At 45.4% G+C, this 20,773-nt stretch carries 14 protein-coding genes; 12 read left to right on the top strand and 2 right to left on the bottom strand.

Annotated elements, in window-relative coordinates:
* The first annotated feature begins 51 nt into the window (after positions 1-51).
* Entirely contained in the window at positions 52-1,335 is a 1,284-nt protein-coding gene (locus tag G636_RS0108245; protein ID WP_026507659.1) for an O-acetylhomoserine aminocarboxypropyltransferase/cysteine synthase family protein, read from the top strand.
* A 139-nt stretch (positions 1,336-1,474) separates the two neighbouring features.
* Here G636_RS0108245 and G636_RS0108240 read toward each other — a convergent pair whose 3' ends face one another.
* Together G636_RS0108240 and G636_RS0108235 are read right to left on the bottom strand one after the other, a co-directional pair.
* Complete coding sequence (locus tag G636_RS0108240) at positions 1,475-2,599, bottom strand: cation diffusion facilitator family transporter (protein WP_026507658.1); 1,125 nt, start codon at positions 2,597-2,599, stop codon at positions 1,475-1,477.
* 70 nt (positions 2,600-2,669) lie between these two features.
* Positions 2,670-3,617 carry a GTP-binding protein gene (locus tag G636_RS0108235; protein ID WP_026507657.1) on the bottom strand — a complete coding sequence of 316 codons (948 nt, stop codon included), beginning with the start codon at positions 3,615-3,617 and terminating at the stop codon, positions 2,670-2,672.
* 768 nt (positions 3,618-4,385) lie between these two features.
* On the opposite strand from G636_RS0108235, the gene G636_RS0108230 reads away from it, so the two are divergent.
* From G636_RS0108230 to G636_RS0108180, 11 genes are all read left to right on the top strand, one after another.
* Positions 4,386-5,477, top strand: coding sequence for a PTS transporter subunit IIC (locus G636_RS0108230; RefSeq protein ID WP_026507656.1), 1,092 nt, complete (start codon positions 4,386-4,388; stop codon positions 5,475-5,477).
* 51 nt (positions 5,478-5,528) lie between these two features.
* The gene (locus tag G636_RS0108225) at positions 5,529-6,422 is read left to right on the top strand and encodes a J domain-containing protein (protein ID WP_026507655.1); all 894 of its coding nucleotides are present in this window, start codon (positions 5,529-5,531) and stop codon (positions 6,420-6,422) included.
* A gap of 573 nt (positions 6,423-6,995) precedes the next feature.
* Positions 6,996-8,012, top strand: coding sequence for a LacI family DNA-binding transcriptional regulator (locus G636_RS17855; protein ID WP_035779228.1), 1,017 nt, complete (start codon positions 6,996-6,998; stop codon positions 8,010-8,012).
* A gap of 611 nt (positions 8,013-8,623) precedes the next feature.
* On the top strand, positions 8,624-10,651 hold the full coding sequence (locus tag G636_RS17850) for an ABC transporter substrate-binding protein (protein ID WP_051226743.1): 2,028 nt from the start codon (positions 8,624-8,626) through the stop codon (positions 10,649-10,651).
* Positions 10,652-10,775: 124 nt separating this feature from the next.
* A complete protein-coding gene (locus G636_RS0108210) occupies positions 10,776-11,774 on the top strand; it encodes an ABC transporter permease (protein ID WP_026507654.1) in 999 nt (332 codons plus the stop codon).
* A gap of 12 nt (positions 11,775-11,786) precedes the next feature.
* A complete protein-coding gene (locus G636_RS0108205) occupies positions 11,787-12,623 on the top strand; it encodes an ABC transporter permease (protein WP_026507653.1) in 837 nt (278 codons plus the stop codon).
* Between the two features lie 4 nt (positions 12,624-12,627).
* Positions 12,628-13,596, top strand: coding sequence for an ABC transporter ATP-binding protein (locus G636_RS0108200; RefSeq protein ID WP_026507652.1), 969 nt, complete (start codon positions 12,628-12,630; stop codon positions 13,594-13,596).
* Positions 13,597-13,599: 3 nt separating this feature from the next.
* On the top strand, positions 13,600-14,604 hold the full coding sequence (locus G636_RS0108195) for an ABC transporter ATP-binding protein (RefSeq protein ID WP_026507651.1): 1,005 nt from the start codon (positions 13,600-13,602) through the stop codon (positions 14,602-14,604).
* On the top strand, positions 14,604-16,202 hold the full coding sequence (locus tag G636_RS0108190; protein WP_026507650.1) for an alpha-amylase family glycosyl hydrolase: 1,599 nt from the start codon (positions 14,604-14,606) through the stop codon (positions 16,200-16,202). Before G636_RS0108195 ends, G636_RS0108190 begins: the two co-directional genes overlap by 1 nt.
* Positions 16,203-16,335: 133 nt before the next feature.
* A complete protein-coding gene (locus G636_RS0108185; RefSeq protein WP_026507649.1) occupies positions 16,336-19,461 on the top strand; it encodes an alpha-mannosidase in 3,126 nt (1,041 codons plus the stop codon).
* A gap of 115 nt (positions 19,462-19,576) precedes the next feature.
* Complete coding sequence (locus G636_RS0108180) at positions 19,577-20,773, top strand: MFS transporter (protein WP_026507648.1); 1,197 nt, start codon at positions 19,577-19,579, stop codon at positions 20,771-20,773.

Genomic DNA, 20,773 nt, shown 5'->3' with positions numbered 1-20,773 from the left:
TTTCAACAAAACAAGCGATGCATATTATCCGATGGAAAGGAGATCATAATCATGAGCGATTACAGATTTGAAACACTTCAGTTACACGTAGGTCAGGAAGAGGCGGATCCCGCTACAGATTCCAGGGCGGTACCGATCTATCAGACAACATCATATGTATTTCATAACAGCAAGCATGCTGCAGACAGATTTGGACTGGCAGATGCAGGTAATATATATGGGAGACTGACAAATTCCACTCAGGAAGTACTGGAAAAGAGAATTGCGGCACTTGAAGGCGGCAGCGCAGCTCTGGCAGTTGCTTCCGGTGCAGCAGCAATCTCATATACCATTCAGGCCCTTGCAGCAAATGGTGGACATATAGTAGCACAGAAGACTATCTACGGCGGCAGCTATAACCTGCTGGCACACACACTTCCTCAGTACGGTATAGAGACTACATTTGTAGATGCTCATAACCTTTCAGAGCTTGAGGGAGCTATAAAGGATAATACAAGAGCTGTATATCTTGAGACTCTGGGTAATCCCGGCAGTGACATCCCGGATATTGATGCTATTAGCGAGATTGCTCACAAGCACAATATTCCCCTTGTAGTAGATAATACATTTGGTACACCTTATCTTATCCGTCCTATTGAGCACGGAGCAGATATCGTAGTACATTCCGCTACCAAGTTTATCGGCGGCCATGGTACTACACTTGGCGGCATCATAGTAGAGGGCGGCAAGTTTGACTTTAAGGCAGCAGGCGGATATCCTCAGATTGCAGATCCTAATCCCAGCTATCACGGTATCTCCTTCTATGACGCAGTAGGACCTGCAGCATTTGTGACATACATCAGAGCTATCCTTCTTAGAGATACAGGAGCTGCAATCTCACCCTTTAACGCTTTCCTGCTCCTTCAGGGCGTTGAGACATTGTCACTTCGTCTTGAGAGACATGCAGAGAATACAAGGAAGGTCGTAGAGTATCTGTCAAAGAATCCCAAGGTAGAAAAGGTAAGCCATCCTTCTCTTGAGGATCATCCTGATCACGAGCTTTATAAGAGGTATTTCCCTAACGGAGGCGGCTCCATATTTACCTTTGATATCAAGGGCGGCCAGGAAGAAGCATGGAAGTTTATTGATAACCTGAAGATATTCTCTCTCCTTGCAAATGTGGCTGACGTGAAGAGTCTGGTGATCCATCCTGCAAGCACCACTCACTCACAGCTTTCCGAGGAAGAGCTTCTGGACCAGGGTATCAAGCCCGGTACTATCAGACTTTCCATTGGTACAGAGCATATTGATGATATCATCGCTGATCTCGAAAATGGATTTAATGCTCTGGACTAATATGCACCAAAAACCCCGAAGCCTATAGCAGCTTCGGGGTTTTGCATTCATCCAACATTGAAGTGTATGGTTAATACGGGTTTGCGATGTAAAGTGTAAACGTCAATGAAAAAGTTTACAACAAAGGTGCATCCGTGTATTAATCAGACATATCCAGATCGCCCTGTACATCTACGGTATATCCGGGGAACATATCCTCAATCTCGCCCATGATCTGTGATAGTGCCCTGTCTCTGTCACAGTCAAAGGAGAGGACTACGTCGAAACTCATGTACTTATTCTCGAAGTCTACATAGAAGCCGTGGAACTGCATGGAATAGTCATGGGACATGACTTTCTCCAGAACCTTGTTTCTGACTTCGGCTATCTCGTTGTTCTGAGTATTTCTGGAATAGATGCCCACGCCGGTGAGGATCACGCCGTGCTTTAGAAATACACTTGCCTGGACTCTGCGCTCTATGGCATCCAGCTCAGCTGCTGTCAATGTGTCGTCTACTTCTATATGGATGGAACCATAGTTTCTGTCGGGACCGTAGTTGTAGAGGAAGAGGTCAAAGGCACCATGTACCTGAGGATCTTCGCATACTGTGGCTTTGATGGCTTTTGCAAAGGCTGCATCAGGGCGGTTGCCCAGGATGTCGCTGACAGTCTCAGACATCATCTCATAACCGGCTTTGATGATAAAGCAGGAGATCATGATACCCACATAGGCTTCCAGGGGGATGCCTGTGATCAGATAGATGATAGCTGATGCCAGGACTGATGCAGAGATGATAGCATCAAAGGATGCATCGGAGCCTGATGCGATGAGGGATGAGCTGTTGACTTCCTGGCCTTTTTTCTTGACATAATAACCCAGTACGATCTTTACCACTACGGCAACAGCGATGATGATCAGTGACACAGGCTTGTAATCAGGAAGAGCAGGATCCATGATCTTTTTCACAGATTCTATAAATGAAGTAAGACCTGCATAGAGGATGATGGCAGCCACTATCATTGCAGTCAGGTATTCTATTCTTCCATGTCCCAGAGGGTGCTTCTTGTCAGGCTTTTTGTCTGCCAGCTTGGTCCCTATGATGGTAATGACTGATGAAAGAGCATCACTTAAGTTGTTTACTGCATCCAGAAGTACAGAGATTGAGTTGGACAGGATGCCTACTGTCGCCTTGAATGCGGCCAGGGCTACATTTGCCATGATACCTATCACACTGGTCTGTACGATTATTCTTTGTCTGTTGATCTTTGCATTTTTGATGTCCATTTGATCTGTCCTCTCTTTATTCTCACGAAACCCGCAGTAAATGCGTGTTTCTGAAATGTCATCTAATTAATTATCCATTATGATATTTGCCCTCAAAGAGCTTGTCAATCTTGTCCTTATGAAGGCCTTCACCTATGACGATCAGGATAGTGGGCATGGGATCGCAGGGGGCAAAAGAGCTGCTCTCGCGGCTGAGATTGATCGACATATATGATGAGTCTGTCAGCTCGACAAAGCCTTTGACTCTGATGATATGGCCCAGATCTTCATTGTGCAATAAATTCATCAGGAAGTTTTTATAAACTTTCTCGTCAAGTTTGATATTCATATAGAAGAGACTGCCGTATTCATTATGGTCTGCTATCTGGTACTTTACAAAGCTCCTAAGCTCATAGCCCCAGTTTAAGGGATAATCTTCCTCGGAGAATAAGAGGGTTGCAGAGCGGGTCTCGATGTCGTTTCTGCCTATGACTCTCTTGCAGGAGACTGCCATAAGCGCTCTGTTGATATGACTAATGCAGGAGTCTATATCCTCAGGTGTAGCCAGGTCGGTACGGGAAAAGTATATTTTGCCGGCGCAGGCACACTGGGATGCCAAAAGGTAATCGGATTCCCGAGATAAGGTATCCGGCAGCAGGGCATCCACTACGGTGATCACATTTCCGATCTCATACATCCTGTCCAGGGGCTCTTCCCATAGTGTATCAAAGAATTCATCTATATCATATATGCCGGAGGGCTCCACGATGACTCTCTGGTAGCCCATCATAGCCATCTGGATCAGCTTGGTCCTAAAGCGCCGCATATGGGTTTCTTTGTCGCTGCCTCCTGTGATCATCTCCAGCTCGCACATATCGCTCCTTAGACCTGAGAGGAGAGTCATATCCACATTGACTGGACCGTGGTCATTTTCCAGGATGCATATCCTGCATCCATGATCTATGAGAAAAGAAGCGTATTCTCTGATGAAAGTGCTCTTGCCGGACCCCAGAAAGCCGGTGATAAGATCTATTATCATTTATATCAGAATTATCCTTTCTGTATATGTGTTATCTGTATCTAGAGTATATAAAATAATCAAGATAACCCACCACATTTAGGTGGTGGGAATATCTTGATTACGGGTGCGGGGTTATAAGCCCCGTACCCGTAGAACTGCGTCAGCAGTGATTTTATAACGAGCAAAAAGCGAAGCGTTTGCGAGTTTAACCTGTATTTGTGCTATATCGTTTTCGGACTTATTTGGATTTGAACTTTATAGCTGCCTGTATTTACTTATTATACACCTGATATGGCAGTATTAGGACAAGGGGGCAGAGCTTTGCCGTTGTCTGCAGACTTATAGCATTATAGTTCTTGCTTTTTTATACATTCTTGGATAAATAATCCAAGAATGTATGCAAATAGGCCATTTGAGAGCGGCTAGGGCCTCTGGGCCTATTTGCCGGCAACATGTTCTCACGAAACACGCAGTAAATGCGTGTTTCTGAAGGTACGTCTAATAACATATACTTTCTGATAATTATTATTGCGAAAAAAACTGTAGTTTTGTAGTATGTATATGTTATTTGATAAAGAAAAAAGTGGATTAAATACCGCCGCGGAGCCTGGTCATTAGGGCGTATTCATGACATAGAAGTGCATCCCTGCACTTCTAAGCATGTCAAAATACATCCTTGTATTCATGACATAGAAGTGCATCCATGCACTTGCTGACATGTCAAAAATGCATCCATGCATTAAGGAGGGTAGGGTTATCTTCGGCGAGATAAAGGGAGAAAAGAAAATGGAAGGAATCAAGAAGTTTTTAAAAAGGAAGGATATCGAGATCTCACTAAAGAGATACGGCATTGATGCACTTGGCGCTATGGCTCAGGGCCTTTTTTGTTCGCTGCTGATCGGTACCATCATCAATACCATTGGAAGTCAGTTTCACATAGCCTGCCTGACACAGACAGTTGCCACTGTTGCAGGTGCAGAATATACAGTAGGCGGCCTTGCAAGCGCCATGAGCGGACCTGCTATGGCAGTTGCTATCGGATATGCTCTTAAATGTCCGCCTCTTGTGCTCTTTTCACTGATCACTGTAGGCTTTGCATCCAATGCACTGGGCGGCGCAGGCGGCCCTCTGGCTGTTCTCTTCGTAGCTATCATTGCTGCAGAGATTGGTAAGGCTGTATCCAAGGAGACCAAGGTGGATATCCTGGTAACACCCCTTGTGACCATAGGCGTAGGCGTAGCACTGTCTGCACTTATAGCACCTGCTCTTGGCGCAGCTGCCATGAAGGTGGGCAAGCTCATCATGTGGGCTACAGAGCTTCAGCCGCTGCTCATGGGTATCCTGGTATCTGTGATCGTAGGTATCGCACTGACACTTCCTATCTCTTCAGCTGCCATATGCGCTGCACTGGGCCTCACCGGACTTGCCGGCGGCGCCGCTGTTGCAGGCTGCTGCGCTCAGATGGTAGGTTTTGCAGTTATCTCCTTTAAGGATAATAAATGGGGAGGCCTGGTATCCCAGGGGATCGGTACATCCATGCTTCAGATGGGCAATATCATAAAGAATCCCAGGATCTGGATCGCTCCCATTGTAGCTTCTGCTATCACCGGTCCTATCGCAACCTGCGTATTCAAACTCCAGATGAACGGCGCTGCCGTTTCTTCCGGTATGGGTACCTGCGGCCTAGTAGGCCAGATAGGCGTATATACAGGCTGGGTAAATGATGTGGCTGCTGGCAGCAAGGCTGCCATCACAGGCTTTGACTGGGCAGGACTGGTCCTGATCTCATTTGTCCTTCCCGCAGTTATCAGCCTTCTTGTACACTTCTTTGTAAAGAAGCTGGGCTGGGTCAAGGACGGAGATATGAAGCTGGCGTGAGTCACTGGGGACGTTTCAAAATGACTCATTATTGCAGGAAAATAGATTGTTATGACTCTTAAGCAAGCGTGCAAGATCCTGGGTGTATCCAAAGCGGATAGCGACAGGGAGATAAAGAGCAAATATAAGAAGCTTCTTATTATCTATCATCCGGATTCTGATCCCGGAAAAGAAAGATCCCGCGAAGATGATGAAAAGCTCAGACAGATAATAGAAGCATACAGGATAATCAGAGAATCAGAGGACAAAACATCTTTTGAGACCTATGAATTTACCTGGGATGCTTTTGAGAACAAAGATGCTTTTGCTCTGAGAAATATCTATTTTCAGTTTAAGATATTTGATGAAGAATTGCCTCTTTCCAAGATGGCTCGCGGCAGATTTGTCTGGGACCCGGATATGGAGGAGTTTGGGCTCTTTGCCAAGAGCGTTCTTGAAGCATGCAGGGAAATGCTGGCAGATTATGATCTTATGCCTTCTGCGGACCTGGTTAAAGATGTGTTTCATCTTATGATGCAGGAGTATGTACTTCCTGCCGATTCTGCCAGGAAAATAGGAAAACTTGTCCAAGCTGACAAGGATAAAGAGATATACAGTTTTAATGGATTTATCAGGATGGATCACAAATACATAAAATCTTCGCTACCGGCTATTGGAGAACCTATGAATATTTTCCTTAGAGAAGACAGAGCAGTTGTAGAAGAGATTGTAACAGGGAAAATTGTCGGAAGTGTCTCTTTTGATCAGGATGCGCTATATTATGTAGTGCTCCCTCTTTTGGAAGATATGAGGGTTGATGCCCGTGCCGTGATAAAGAAGGTTGATAACAGTTCATCACGAAAAGGCATTTTGCATATTGTTATTGAACTTGCGATACCAAGGAATTTAACCGATATTCCAGTGAATAACAGAGCGCTGATAGAGAGCTTATTACAGCATATATAAAAGCGGCTTCGCTACAGATTGTGGCGGAGCTGTTTTTATACTCTCAATTAGAATCTTAGAGCACAGCTGCAGAAGATTTTTTCCGCAGAGAGCTTTCACTTCAAATGGTATGTTTTGCCTGATTCTTAGACGCAGCCTTCAAAGCGCCCGCGAGAAATTTGTTTGAGCAGGGGCGAAGGATGATTTTTTAAATAAATGGTCAATTTGGCGTGGTAATGCCAAAAAAAGAGGATGTAATACCATTCTCAGGCTTGCCTGAGAGAGTGGTATTACATCCTCTTTGATTAAGGACGCGAAGCGGACTTAATGACCATTGAGAGTAAAAAACTGCCACCTTCGCCTCTGTGAGTTTATTTCGAGCGAGGCGCATTAAAAGGAAGGCTGCGTAAGAATCCAGCAAAACACCATTTGGAGTGCAGCGAACGAGGAAAAAGCTTCTGCAGCTGCGCACATACTTTTGAGTCAAAATGAAACGTCCCCGGTGACTCCCCTTTACAAATTCTCCCTGATATGATAAGTTCAATTATAGATTACTTATGCGTTTAAGTTTGCATAAAGAGAGGAAGTCACAAAGTGGCAACTATCAAAGAAATCGCACAGAAACTGGGCGTTAGCACCACCACAGTTTCCAATGTTATACATGGTAAGACTTCGGAAGTGTCAGTGCAGACCCTGGAGATTGTAAAGAAGGGGCTGGAGAAATATAAGTATATCCCCAATGCGACAGCTGTAAATCTGGCCAAGAGCAGGTCTGGGATCATAGGATTTACCCTTCGCTGCAGGCATGATTACCTGGAGAGAGCACTGTCAGATCCCTTTAATTCCGGTTTTCTAAATGGCATATACAAGAAAGCCAAGGATAAGGGCTATCAGGTAATGATATTTGCTGCAGATTCTGATGAAGAGTTTTTGAATCAGATACTGACCTGGAACTGCGATGGGGTGATTATCCTGGGTACTCCTGAAGAGGAGGGCCAGATCATTTCCAACAGATACGACGGACCTGTGGTCTTTGTGGATGCTTTCTTTGATCCTGAGAAGGACAATCAGGTGAGCCTGAGAATAGATGACGTGGAATCCAGTTATGAGATGACTCGCCATATCATAGAATACGGACACAGGAAGATAGCCTTTCTCTGTGATTCTGAGAGAGGCGTAGACATGAAGAGATATGAGGGCTACAGAAAGGCTCTTAAGGAATCCGGCATTGAGGATTCACCTTCTAACAGACTATTTGTAACAGACGGCTTTGGCGGCACCAGTCAGCAGTGGGACAGAATTGTCGAACAGGTGAGGGCATATACAGCTGTGGAGTGCACCTCGGATTATTTTGCGGTGCAGCTGATCAAGAACCTGATACAGAAAGGGATCAGAGTGCCTGAGGACATATCTGTGACCGGCTTTGACGATAATGATTTTGCCAGGTTCTGTAATCCCGGCATTACCACTATCCATCAGGATATCAGAGAGAAGGGCGAGCTTGCAGCTCATATGCTCATAGATATTATCAAAGGCGGCAGAAGCGCTATTCACCAGACAGTGCTCAAGACCTGGATCGTGGACAGAGAGAGCCTAAGACCCATAGATTAAAACTTTATAATGCATCTATCAGCTAGGGTGATGTCACAATTAAACTATATGTTATTAGATGATATTTCAGAAACACGCATTTACTGCGTGTTTCGTGAGAACATGAATATATACTGATATATTGATATGTCTAGCTTATGCCTTTAAGTATGCATTATTTTATCTGCATTAGCAGTTACGTTATAACGAACACGATATAACGTTTGCAAATATACGCCCATAATAGTTGTTTATTACACCTTCCAAAAAGCAAAAACCTTGTAAATGGTGGATTTGATGACGATCAGATCGGCTATTTACAAGGTTTTTGTTTATATATTTTATATTACTTATGCAGTTACTGTTCTTATCATAAGTATAAGGATTTGCTATTCTATAAACGTTAAAAAGTCAACAGAGCAAAATATACAAAATGTACTACAAAGCTTTTGCATATTTTCACAAAAATGGTCAAAATGCCTATAAACAATCCCTAATATCATCCGACACCCTTGTCTAATAATTAAAAACGTGATAGATTGTAATTGTTGAAAGAACTTATGCGCAAAAGTTCAACGAGGTAAGTAATGGTTTCTTTATAAATATTTTTTTCATTCCAGAAGGGAGGAAAGATGAAGAAAAAGATTCTTAGCGTTCTCCTCGCTGCAGCTATGGTTTCCGGTACTATAGCAGGATGCGGAAATTCAGGCAGCACCGGCACAACCGGTACTGATTCCGGATCTGGCGCGGAAGAAACAACAACAGACAGTGGTTCTACAGAGACAGCTGATTCTACTTCCGATGAGGGAGAAAAGGAAGAGGCTAAGCCTGCAGCTTCCGGTCAGATGACCGAAGTTGGAACACCCAGAGAAGAGACTCTTATAGTAGAAACTCAGACACCTACAGACGTTCCCGGACAGTTCAATACTTACATGCAGGGTACTCAGGCAGGTTTCGGTATCCATCAGCTTATGTCCGCAATGCTGTGGGAAATGGACACTGTAAAGGGTGAACAGTACGGTGAAGTTGCTGATGGTATGCCTGAGCAGAACGAAGACTACACCGAGCACACAGTACATATCCGTCAGGGTATCAACTGGTCAGATGGTGAGCCTCTTACTGCTAAGGACGTAGCATTCACCTTCAATATGATCATGAATAATGATGCTATCGGCGCCAGCACATACTACAATTCAGTATTTGAGAGCGTTGAAGCTACAGATGATTACACCGTAGTTCTTAAGACAAAGGAACCATTCCCTCGTCTGGCTCAGAAGTTCGGTGTTACTATCTGGGGAAATGATATGAGAGTAGTACCTGAGCATATCTATTCACAGGTAGAAGATGTATCAACATTTAAGGATGAGAATCCTGTAGTTGCAGGACCTTATACAGTAAAGAGCTACGATCCTCTTGGAAAGTGGATACTGTATGAGCGCCGTGAGGACTGGGATCACTCCACAACCGGTGTTGTTACCGGCAAGGAGCCTGCTGCAAAGTATGTATGGTTCAGATATCTTGGCGATGACACAACTCGTCAGATGGCAATGGTCAACAACGAAGTAGATATCCTCTGCGAAGTTACACCTGAGATCCTTACTTCTATGATCGCTCAGAACCCTAACATTGCTGCATGGTATGATCAGTTCCCTTATGCTACATCAGACGATCCTTGTTCCAAGGGTCTGGCTTTCTCAATGGGTAAGGGCGCTCCTTATGATAACAAGGACTTCCGTTGGGGTATCGCACTTGCTATGAATTTCGATGAGATCTCCACCAACATCTTTGATGGCATCGGACGTGCTTCTGCATGGCCTATCCTTACCGGCACATCTGCTATGATGGATCTCTACTACAAGCCTATGGAAGATTGGCTTGAGAGCTTTGAGCTTGATCTTGGCGATGGCACAACTGTTAAGCCATGGGATCCCGATTATGCTGAGAGAATGGGCGAGAATCTGAGAAATCAGGGCTATGACATTCCTACAGATCATGATCAGCTGATCGACATGTTCGGTACAGGCTGCTGGAGATATGATCCTGAAGCTGCTACTAAGCTCCTTCAGAAGGCAGGACTTGAGCTTAAGGATGGCAAGTGGTATTTTGGCGGCGAAGAGTTCGTTTGCAACCTTACATACATTGCTGATACAGAAGCTCAGGCAGGCCGTGGAACACAGGCTGCTTATGACCAGCTCAAGAAGTTTGGTCTCAACGTAACAATCGCTTCCGAGTCCTCTGCTACATGGGATGCTAACGGATCAACAGGTAACTATGATATCGCCGGCTACTGGCCTACAGGTGGTATCACAAGAGACCTTTACACAGTTATCCAGGGTTATGACGCTGACCTGATCGTTCCCACAGGTGAGAACGCAAAGGGCCAGGGCTGCCGTTGGAACAACAAGGAAGCTACTGACATCATCCACAAGCTGGCTCAGATCAGCCCTGACTCCGACGAGTCTTATGAGCTGTGCACAGAGTTCATGAAGATAGCTATTGAGGATCTTCCTTTTATCGGATTCCATTCAGGAATCAAGTTCGTTCCTACGAACTCCACATATTGGACCAACTATCCTTCATCCCAGAATCCTTACAACGGACCTTGGTGGTGGTGGAGCTGCTTCAAGTACATCGTTAACGAGCTTCAGCCCGTTGCATAATACTTGAGAGTAGTTTGGTAGATACTAGATTTAATAGTACAGGCTAAGCTGCGGGATGTCCGGGCTCTCCCGGGCATCCCGCTTTGTTTGGTTCGCTAGATCAAAGAACAGAAAGGCAGGGCGCATGAAGTTTTCTACATATATCTTAAAGCGAATTCTAACATGGGCTGTTACTATCTGGATCGGTGTTACGATCATATTCTTTATTCCTCGTATGTTCCCGTCAGATCCTATTGAAAACATGCTTGGACAGATAGAAGCCCGTTCAGGATCCATGGATCCCGTGGCCAAAGAGGCCATGAGACAACAGCTCAAGATCCAGTTTGGTCTTGATGGTTCACTTCTTGAGCAATATGGAACATTTTTGTGGAGAGGTCTTTTCCATTTCGATTTTGGCCCTTCATTGATGAACTATCCTTCACCTGCGGGTGAGATCATATCCACATATCTTCCTTATACAGTAGGTCTGTCAGGCATATCTACAATACTGGCCTGGCTGATAGGTAACTTCATAGGTCTGCTTGCCGGATTCAGGTCCAAGGCCAAATCCTCCAAGATCCTTGAAGCTATTGCAATCTTTATCTATCCTATACCCTACTTTATAGTGGCACTTATCCTTCAGATAGTCTTTGCATTCCTTTTGGGATGGTTCCCTTTGACTACTACGATCAATTCCTTTAACGGAACTGCAGTCTTTATTCAGTCTCTGATAAAGGCTTCCATCCTGCCCGGTATCTCAATGCTCCTTATTGGAACCGGTTGGTGGATCATTTCCATGAAATCACTGTCTGCATCCACGGCAGAAGAGGATTTCGTACAGTATGCAAGATGGCGTGGACTTTCAGAAGGCAGGATCGGTGGTACATATGTTCTGCGTAACTCCATCTTGACACAGGTTACCGCACTGGCTCTTTCCATAGGTGGTGTTTTCTCAGGTTCCATCATGACTGAGATCATCTTTGGTTATCCCGGCGTAGGTACTTTGATTCAGAAAGCTATTCTCCAGTCGGATTATAATATGATCCTTGGATGTATTACTATATCAATCGTTGCTATCGCAACTCTGACTCTGATCGTAGACGTAATCTATCCGTTTATCGATCCCAGAATCAGATACAGCTAATGGAGGGGGATTATGAAGAAAATCTGGAAAAACTCTAATGCCAGGTTCAGGATTGGTCTCATAATTACTCTTATATTCCTGTTCATTGGTTTTGTTATCTATTTCATACCGCATGCAGATCCTTTTACCTATAATACTTATGCAAATAAGCTGGGAGCTTCCATTGAGCATCCTCTTGGTACTACCAGTATGGGTCAGGATGTACTGTGGATGCTGGTAGAAGGTATCCACAACTCGCTGTCCATCGGTCTTATAGTTGCAGCTATAGGTACTGTTGTGGGCGTATTTGTAGGTCTTCTTGCAGGTTTTGCAGGAGGAATCCTGGACAGAGTACTGATGGTAATAACCGATACCTTTATCGTTATCCCTTCACTCCCTATCCTGATTCTCATGACATCCCTGATGAAGGGCACTTCTACAGTTATACTGCTGGCTCTTGTTCTTGCAATGTTTGCATGGGCATGGCCCAGCCGTCAGATCAGATCTATGTCACTGACTATGAGAGAAAGAGATTTCGTACACGTGGCTAAGTTCTCCGGTGAGAATACCGTAGAGATCATCGTGTTTGAGATCCTGCCTTATGCTCTGACATGGTCACTGTCCAACTTTATGAACGCAGTACTCAATGCTATCGCATCTGAGTCTTCACTGGCAGTTCTGGGTCTGTCCCCTGCCGATCTGGTATCCCTTGGTAATATGATCCAGTGGGCAAGAGACAGGAATGCAATATTCAACCGCCAGTGGCTCTGGATCGGTTCTCCTGTAGTTGCAACCGTTATCCTGTTCGTGGGCCTGTTCCTTTTGATCACAGGCTACAACGACTATCTGCAGATGAAGAGAGGAAGGTGAGCATATGATAAAAGTAGATAATCTCTCGACATCTTATGAAACGATCGACGGGGATGTACATGTACTTAATGATCTGAACTTTACTATCAATGATAATGAAATATTCGGTATAGCCGGTGAATCCGGATGCGGCAAGACTACACTTCTTAGGACTCTTTATGACCTTATTGAGTATCCTCTTAAGGTGGATCACGGCGAAGTAGTCCTCTCCGGTGTCAAGGATGGCAAGAACTTTGAGTATCACACCGGCAATATCAAGAAGTCCTGGTGGAACAATATGTCCTATGTACCTCAGGCAGCTCAGTCAGTTCTGGATCCCATATCCAGACTTAAGAGCCAGTTCCTTGATTCTATTCCGGTAGAAGACAGAAAGAAGGAGACGGAAAAAGAGACTCTTGAAAGAGTAGCAGATTATCTGGAACAGCTCAATCTCTCAAGAGACATTCTGGAATCCTATCCCTTCCAGCTCTCCGGTGGTATGAGACAGCGTGCCATTATAGCACTTGCTACCTTCATGTCTCCTAATGTAGTCCTTGCAGATGAGCCTACCACAGCTCTGGACGTTGTAGTTCAGAAGGGTATCCTCATGATGCTCATGGATCTTCAAAAGAAGCTCAAGAATACAATGGTCATAGTATCTCATGATATGGGTGTTCATTATCAGATCACCAACCGTATGGCTATCATGTATTCCGGAAGCGTGGCTGAGCTTGGAAATACTGAGGATATATTCGGTGATCCTATACATCCTTATACCCAGATGCTGGTAGGAGCTCTTCCCAGAGTGGGTGATAAATCTGCAAGAGTAGGTATCCCCGGTCGTCCGCCGGCACTTAAGAATCCACCTAAGGGCTGCCGTTTCGCTCCCAGATGTCCTCATGCAACAGACAGATGCAAGCAGGAAGTACCGAAGTTCGAGGAGATAAAGCCCGGACGTTTTGCAGCCTGCCATCTGCTGAAAAAGGAGGTGTAAATAATGGGCGAATTATTAAAGATTGACGGAGTAGTAAAGAATTTCCGTATTGGCGGCATGCTCCGTGGTAAGAAAATGACTGCGGTTGATCAGGTATCTCTGTCTATTCAGGCAGACAAGCCTGTCATCCTCTCTATAGTAGGTGAGTCCGGCTGTGGTAAGTCCACTCTGTGTAAGATGATCCTGAGGATCCACAATCCTGACGGAGGACATATAATCCTTGACGGCAAGGATTATGCTGACAAGAAGGGCTTTGATAAGATGACCTTCATGAAAGAGGTTCAGCCTATATTCCAGAACCCCTATGAGTCATTTTCAGCAAGAAAAGCTGTTGATACATACCTTTATTCCACAGCCAAGTCCCTGGCAGGTGCCAAGAACCAGGCAGAAGCTGAGGCAAAGGCTGATGAAGCCTTAAAGAGCGTAGGTATGTCACTGGAAGTAGTAAAGGGTAAGTACTCTGCACAGTTCTCCGGTGGTGAGCTTCAGAGAATATCCATTGCAAGAGCGCTTATCACAAGGCCCAAGCTGATCATAGCCGATGAGCCTGTTGCAGCTATCGACGCTTCCATGAAGATGAACATAGTAAACCTCTTTAAAGATCTGAGAGACAAGTTTGGTATTTCTTTTATCTATATTACCCACGACCTGTCTACTGCTTACTATGTATCAGACTATATTGCAACACTTTACAGAGGCACACTGATCGAATATGGTCCTGCCAAGTCCATCATGGACGATCCCGCTCATCCTTACACACAGCTCCTTATGGATGCTGTTCCCAAGGTGGGAGACAAGTGGAAAGAGCAGGATGCCATCGTAATGCCTGACTTCGAGGATAGAGAGTTTGCCATAGACTATTGCAAATTTGCACCTCGTTGTCCTTATGCAACAGATACTTGTATCAAGGGAAGACCTCAGTGCATCGATCTAAACGGTGAGAGAAAAGTATGGTGCTTCCATGATCTGATCACAACTAAGAAGGTTCCGGAAAAGGAGAGTGTTTAATGGGCGATTGGTTAAAAAACGCTGTATTTTATGAGATATATCCCCAGTCTTTCTATGACACTAATGAGGATGGTATAGGTGATATCAATGGTATTACTGCCAAGCTTGATTATATAAAGGGCCTGGGCTGCAACGCCATCTGGATCAACCCCTGCTATGATTCTCCCATGAAAGATGCTGGATATGATGTAAGAGATTACAAGAAGGTTGCATCAAGATACGGTACAAATGAGGATCTCTACAGACTCTTTGGCGAAGCACACAAAAGAGATATGCACATTCTCCTGGATCTGGTACCCGGTCATACTTCTGAAGAGCATGAGTGGTTCCTTAAGAGCCAGAAACAGGATCCCAATGAGTTTTCCGGCAGATATATCTGGTCTACTCATGCATTCTGGGGTTCCCATGATTACCCCTACATCGGCGGCGAATCAGAGAGAAACGGAGTATATTTCCTTAATTTCTTCAAGTGTCAGCCTGCTCTTAACTACGGATGGCTAAATCCCAAGGAAGACTGGCAGGACGGCATAGATTCTCCGAATGCTATTGCTACCAGGGAAGCTATGAAGGATGTAATGCGTTTCTGGCTGGACCACGGCTGCGACGGCTTCCGCGTAGATATGGCTGCATCCCTTGTTAAGAATGATGATGAGGAAAAGACCGGTACCAGCAAGATCTGGCAGGATATCCGCAAGATGTTGGATGAGGATTATCCTGAGGCACGTATGGTTGCTGAGTGGTCAGATCCGCCAAGAGCTATCAGAGCCGGATATCATATGGACTTTGTCCTTAATCATCCCGGCCATGGCTATAGCAAGCTGGCAAGAGACTATTACAATCATCCTGAAGACAATAAGGATATGGACAAGTTCTTTACCGGACAGACCGGTGAAGATCCCTGTCTTACAGATCATTCCTATTTCAGAAAGGATGACGGAGCTGATATCACAGCTTTCCTGAAGGATTATCAGGAAATGTATGATAAGACAAAGGGCAAGGGTTATATTTCTCTTCTTACCTGCAACCATGATACTACAAGGCCCAGGTTTAATATGACTCCAAGAGAACTGAGCCTCTATTACAGCTTCCTCTTCACCATGCCCGGTGTGCCTTTTATGTACTATGGTGATGAGATAGGTATGAGATATCTCAACCTTCCTACCAAGGAAGGCGGCTATGGCAGGACAGGCTCCAGAACACCCATGCAGTGGAAGAAGGGCAAGAATCTGGGCTTCTCAGATGCCAGCCCCTCTGATATCTATCTGCCTGTTGACTGGAGAGATGATGCTCCTACAGTTGAAGAAGAGGAAAAGGATCCCTCTTCGCTCCTTAATACAGTCAGGTCTGTATTAAAGCTCAGAGCTGATAATGAAGACCTTCAGTCTGATGGCAGCTTTGAGAGCCTCTATGCCAAGGAAGGCCAGAGACCTTTTGCTTATAAGAGAGGAGGGTTTATTATTGTGATTAATCCTTCCGGACAGGAAGAGACCGTTCCCGTAGATGCCTCAGGCCGTAAGGTAGTATGGCAGATCGGTAATGGTCAGGCTGAAGGAAGCTCCGTCAAAGCTGGTCCTCAGTCCTTTATAGTATTTGCTTGATCCTAGATCGGAGCCCTTGTTTATAAGAACATCTTTATCCGGATAATAGTGTTCGTGATCCCTCCTTATAGGGAGTAAACAAGGGCTCTTTTTTCGCAGTAATCTTACGTACTAGCGGCGTAGAAAGGGAGAGATGAATAACGAGCTCAAAGACAGAATGACTCACTGGCTGATCAAGCTTAAGGATGACTTTTATGAAGAGGTCCTTCCCATTAAGTTTGAAGCAGCAAAGACAATGGAAGAGCTATCCTATGAGGAGGCGAGGAAGCTTGATTATACAGCTGTTGAAGAAGGCTTCACATGGGGCGTGAAATATGAATATATGTGGATGAGGGGCAAGGTGACCATACCTGAGAGCCTTGATGGCAAGAGGGTAGTAATGAACCTGCATCCCGGCGGAGAATCCACTATCTTTGTGAACGGACGTGAATTTGGAACCTACAGGGCAGACTGGGTAAGGGAAGCGCATCATTTCTATGTGGACAACACGCTTAGCCGCGCTGCCAAGGCCGGTGATGAATACGAGATAGTACTGGAAGTATATGCAGGTCATTATTATCCCGAAAATGCCATCACTCACGGCTGTGCTACAGGCCCTGTTATCCCGGGAACTTATGAAGATCCCGCTATAGAAGGTCAGAGAAGGACCCTTGGAAAGTGCTCCATAGGCCTCTTTGATGAGAGCTGCTATCAGGCATATATGGATTTTGCTACCCTCCTTGATCTCTACAGGGATGTGCTGGATCCTAAGTCTCTGAGAGCGGCCAAGGTAGCCAGGGGACTGGAGAAATTTACCTATGCGGTAGATTTTGAGCAGGACAGAGAGGGAAGAGACCGTTCCTATGAAGAGGGCAGGAAGATATTAGAGCCCCTTCTCAAAGCAAGCAATGGTTCGACTATGCCGACTTTTTATTGTGTGGGCAATTCTCACATTGATCTGGCATGGTTATGGCCCGTACATGAGACCAACAGAAAGACTGCCAGGACCTTTGCGGCACAGCTTCGTCTCATGGAAGAGTATCCCGACTATGTATATCTCCAGAGTACTCCTGCATCTTATGAGATGTGCAGGAAATACTACCCTGATCTGTATGACAGGATCGTGGCCCAGGTTAAAAAGGGCCAGTGGATAGCTGAAGGTGCAATGTGGGTTGAGCCTGATACCAATATGGCTTCAGGTGAAGCTCTTGTCCGTCAGCTCCTGTATGGTAAGGCGTACTACAAAAAAGTCTTCGGAGTGGATTCTGTAGTATTGTGGCTCCCCGACACCTTCGGTTATACCGGCGCCCTGCCCCAGATATTGAAGAGCTGCGGGGTAAAATACCTTGTGACTCAGAAAATATACTGGACGTATAACGGCGGTGAGCAATTCCCTTACCATTATTTTAACTGGGAAGGAGTGGACGGAACTTCCATACAGGCCTTCCTTCCTACCAGCTACACCTATAACACCATTCCTTCAGAGCTTATGAGGACCTGGAATAACAGGGCGCAGACCGAGGATCTGGACTCTTTCCTGATACCTTACGGCTATGGTGACGGCGGCGGCGGACCGGTACGTGATATGATCGAGTACTGTAAGCGCCAGGAGGATCTGGAGGGTGCAGTAAGAGTCAGGATGACAGACCCTGTGACCATGTTTGATGACCTTGATGCCCAGGGCGGTCCTGTGAATACCTATAGCGGAGAGCTCTACTTCTCCTGCCACAGAGGTACATACACCAGCCAGGCCAGAGAAAAGTATTTTAACAGGAAGAGCGAGATCCTGATGCAGATGGCAGAAAGTGTAAATGCTATTGCTGCATTTACAGGAGCTAAGGCTTATCCTCAGGCTGATATGGAAGAACTCTGGAAGATAGTACTTTTCCATCAGTTCCACGATATCCTTCCGGGTTCCGGTATTGCCGAGATATACAGGGATGCTGCCATAGAATTCGAGAAGTTCTTTGACAAGGCAAACGCCCTGAGAGCAGAAGGCCTGTCAGATCTGACGGATGGCAGCGAGGGTATCAGCGTATTTAACAGCCTGTCCTTTGCAAGGAAGTCTCTCATAAAGCTGCCTGATAGCTATAAGGGAGCAGCATATACAGATGGCAGTAAGGTGATGACAGCTGAACTTGAAGATGGCAGATATGCCCTTGTGGATCTGCCTGCCTGTGGCATGGTTAGTATCCTGCCTGCTGATGAGAGTGTTATAGAAAACGGCGTATATCTGAGAGAAGAAAACGGCTCCTATGTTTTAGGCAACAGCAAGCTTGAAGCACGTATTTCAGATAAGGGCGAAGTAAGCTCATTTGTATTAAAGGCATCCGGCAGAGAATTTGTAAAGGGTACTCTTAACCGCTTCCGTATCTATAAGGATGTGCCCAGAGTATTTGATGCATGGGATATTGATGAGAACTATCTGAACCAGGAAATGGAAGGAGCAAGAGATGTGGCTGTCAAAGAGCTTCTTGTAAGTCCTTTGAGGTCTGCCCTTAAGATCAGCTTTAAGATCGGCAATTCCACAGTGGATCAGACCATATCTCTGACTGCTGAGGCAGACAGACTGGAATTTGATACAATTGTAGACTGGAATGAGCTCCACAGGCTCCTCAAGGTGGATTTCTCAGCTGATGTATATGCTGAGAATGCCAAAAATGAGATGCAGTTTGGCTTTGTAGAGAGACCTACAAAGAGATCCACTCAGCATGAGAAGGACAGATTTGAAGTATGCAACCACAGATATACAGCTCTGTCTGATGCTTCCCATGGTGTGGCTGTGCTTAATGATTGCAAGTACGGTATCTCTATGCTGGATAATACCTTGTCGCTGACCCTGCTTAGAGCGCCTGAGTCTCCCGATCCTACAGCTGACAGAGGTATCAATCATTTCACATATGCATTTGTGGCATACGAAGGCGATTTTGGCAGCAGTCCTGTTGTCAGGGAAGGACTGGATCTCAACTATGAGCCTGTGATCACAGAGGGCACAGGAAGCGAAGGTTCATTCTTTGAACTGGACAAGGAGAATATCATCCTGGATACCATTAAGCTGGCTGAAGACGGATCCGGTGACCTGATCCTGAGACTCTATGATTCCAAGAAGGCAGCAGGAAGGGCAGTACTTAGCAGCTGTCTTACATTCGGCAAGGTATCTGAATGTGATATGCTGGAAAATGTGACAAAGGAACTTAAACTATCGACCGAAAACGGCAAAAACTGCGTGGCACTTGATTTCAGAGCTTTCGAAGTAAAGACTTTGAGGCTTGGAAAGTAAAATATTTAAGGCTATAAAGAAATCATTACTTTCAACAAGGGGTAGGGGGCATCACAGTGTATGCGGGTACCTGGCATATACTGCTTCCTATCCCTACCTTGTCAGAGGGAGTATTATGGCATCTACAAGAGAAGAGAAAGATTCTTCATTTTTACTGTTACTATTAATTAATTCGTTTGTGTATATACCACAGGCACTCTTTATTCCCTATCTGAACCCCTGGTTTGAAGCCCATGGTGCAGATATGACGCAGATAGGTATATTATCTGTGTTTTCTCCTATTGCCTCTGTACTGATACAGCCCCTATGGGCCCGGATGTCGGATAAGTCAGGCAAGGCCAAAAAATATGCGGCAATTGTGGCGTTTGGAGCGTCCCTTGCTCTTTGCACCTATTATATAAATATGAGTATCGTCAATTTCTATATTGCCAGTATCCTGCTGGCCCTCTTTACTCCTGCGATCATACCGCTTATAGACGCCATAGTTATCAGGTCAGCGGACAGGCAGCTGATGAACTTTGCCTGGATCAGGATGGGCGGAAGTCTGGGATATATGGTGGTAGTAGTCATAGCGGGACAGTACCTCAAACACCATCCCGATCACCTTTTTGCTCTTGGAGCAGGGGGATATTTTATTCTCTTCCTCCTTCTTTTGATGCTCCCTGCAAGGGAAAACCGCATACCTACTGCGGCTTCCAGGCAGCTGTCTTTTAAGGGCATCAGGAAGACCATGGCAGAGATTTTTACAGACAAGACTATCTACCTTGTTCTCTTCTTTGCTTTTGTATTCCAGATCGGATACTGCTTTTTCTATACCTTCTTTGGTGTGTTTTTTTCACAGCAGGGCTATTCACAGGGCCAGCTTGGTATCATGAGCTGTATATCAGCCTTTTCCGAGGCCCCCATACTCCTGCTCATTAGGAAGCTGGAGAAGAGGTTTAAGCCTCTGACCCTTTTGGCGGGGGCTACCGTTCTCATAGGCGTAAGGCTCCTTCTCACCAGCACCGGCCTTTATCCGGTATTTATCATCGTAGAGTGTATGCAGGGTATGACCTCTATGGTGGTATACTACAGCTGCGCTACATTTATCGCCAGCCATGTCCTTAAGGGTAAGTCCTCTGAAGGCCAGGCTGTCCTGTATATGGTACAGGCAGGCTTTGCTTCCATGATAGGCTCTGTAATAGGCGGCAGGCTCAGCGATCTGGCAGGTATCAGGCCTGCATTTATCATCATGGGACTTGTGACCATAGTATTATCCTCGGTTACATATATAGTCATTACAATCTATGCAAAAAGAAAGGGAAATAACTGA

This window comes from Butyrivibrio sp. MC2013, assembly GCF_000424585.1.
In the GTDB taxonomy this organism is placed as follows: domain Bacteria; phylum Bacillota; class Clostridia; order Lachnospirales; family Lachnospiraceae; genus Butyrivibrio.
The sequence above is the reverse complement of the archived record's forward strand: the minus strand, read 5'-3'. Positions and strand labels throughout refer to the sequence as shown.

Bases quoted from the DNA above. Each gene is read 5' to 3' on its own strand.
- G636_RS0108245 (WP_026507659.1), top strand. From the start codon at position 52: ATGAGCGATTACAGATTTGAAACACTTCAGTTACACGTAGGTCAGGAA.
- G636_RS0108240 (WP_026507658.1), bottom strand. From the start codon at position 2,599: ATGGACATCAAAAATGCAAAGATCAACAGACAAAGAATAATCGTACAG.
- G636_RS0108235 (WP_026507657.1), bottom strand. From the start codon at position 3,617: ATGATAATAGATCTTATCACCGGCTTTCTGGGGTCCGGCAAGAGCACT.
- G636_RS0108230 (WP_026507656.1), top strand. From the start codon at position 4,386: ATGGAAGGAATCAAGAAGTTTTTAAAAAGGAAGGATATCGAGATCTCA.
- G636_RS0108225 (WP_026507655.1), top strand. From the start codon at position 5,529: ATGACTCTTAAGCAAGCGTGCAAGATCCTGGGTGTATCCAAAGCGGAT.
- G636_RS17850 (WP_051226743.1), top strand. From the start codon at position 8,624: ATGAAGAAAAAGATTCTTAGCGTTCTCCTCGCTGCAGCTATGGTTTCC.
- G636_RS0108210 (WP_026507654.1), top strand. From the start codon at position 10,776: ATGAAGTTTTCTACATATATCTTAAAGCGAATTCTAACATGGGCTGTT.
- G636_RS0108205 (WP_026507653.1), top strand. From the start codon at position 11,787: ATGAAGAAAATCTGGAAAAACTCTAATGCCAGGTTCAGGATTGGTCTC.
- G636_RS0108200 (WP_026507652.1), top strand. From the start codon at position 12,628: ATGATAAAAGTAGATAATCTCTCGACATCTTATGAAACGATCGACGGG.
- G636_RS0108195 (WP_026507651.1), top strand. From the start codon at position 13,600: ATGGGCGAATTATTAAAGATTGACGGAGTAGTAAAGAATTTCCGTATT.
- G636_RS0108190 (WP_026507650.1), top strand. From the start codon at position 14,604: ATGGGCGATTGGTTAAAAAACGCTGTATTTTATGAGATATATCCCCAG.
- G636_RS0108185 (WP_026507649.1), top strand. From the start codon at position 16,336: ATGAATAACGAGCTCAAAGACAGAATGACTCACTGGCTGATCAAGCTT.
- G636_RS0108180 (WP_026507648.1), top strand. From the start codon at position 19,577: ATGGCATCTACAAGAGAAGAGAAAGATTCTTCATTTTTACTGTTACTA.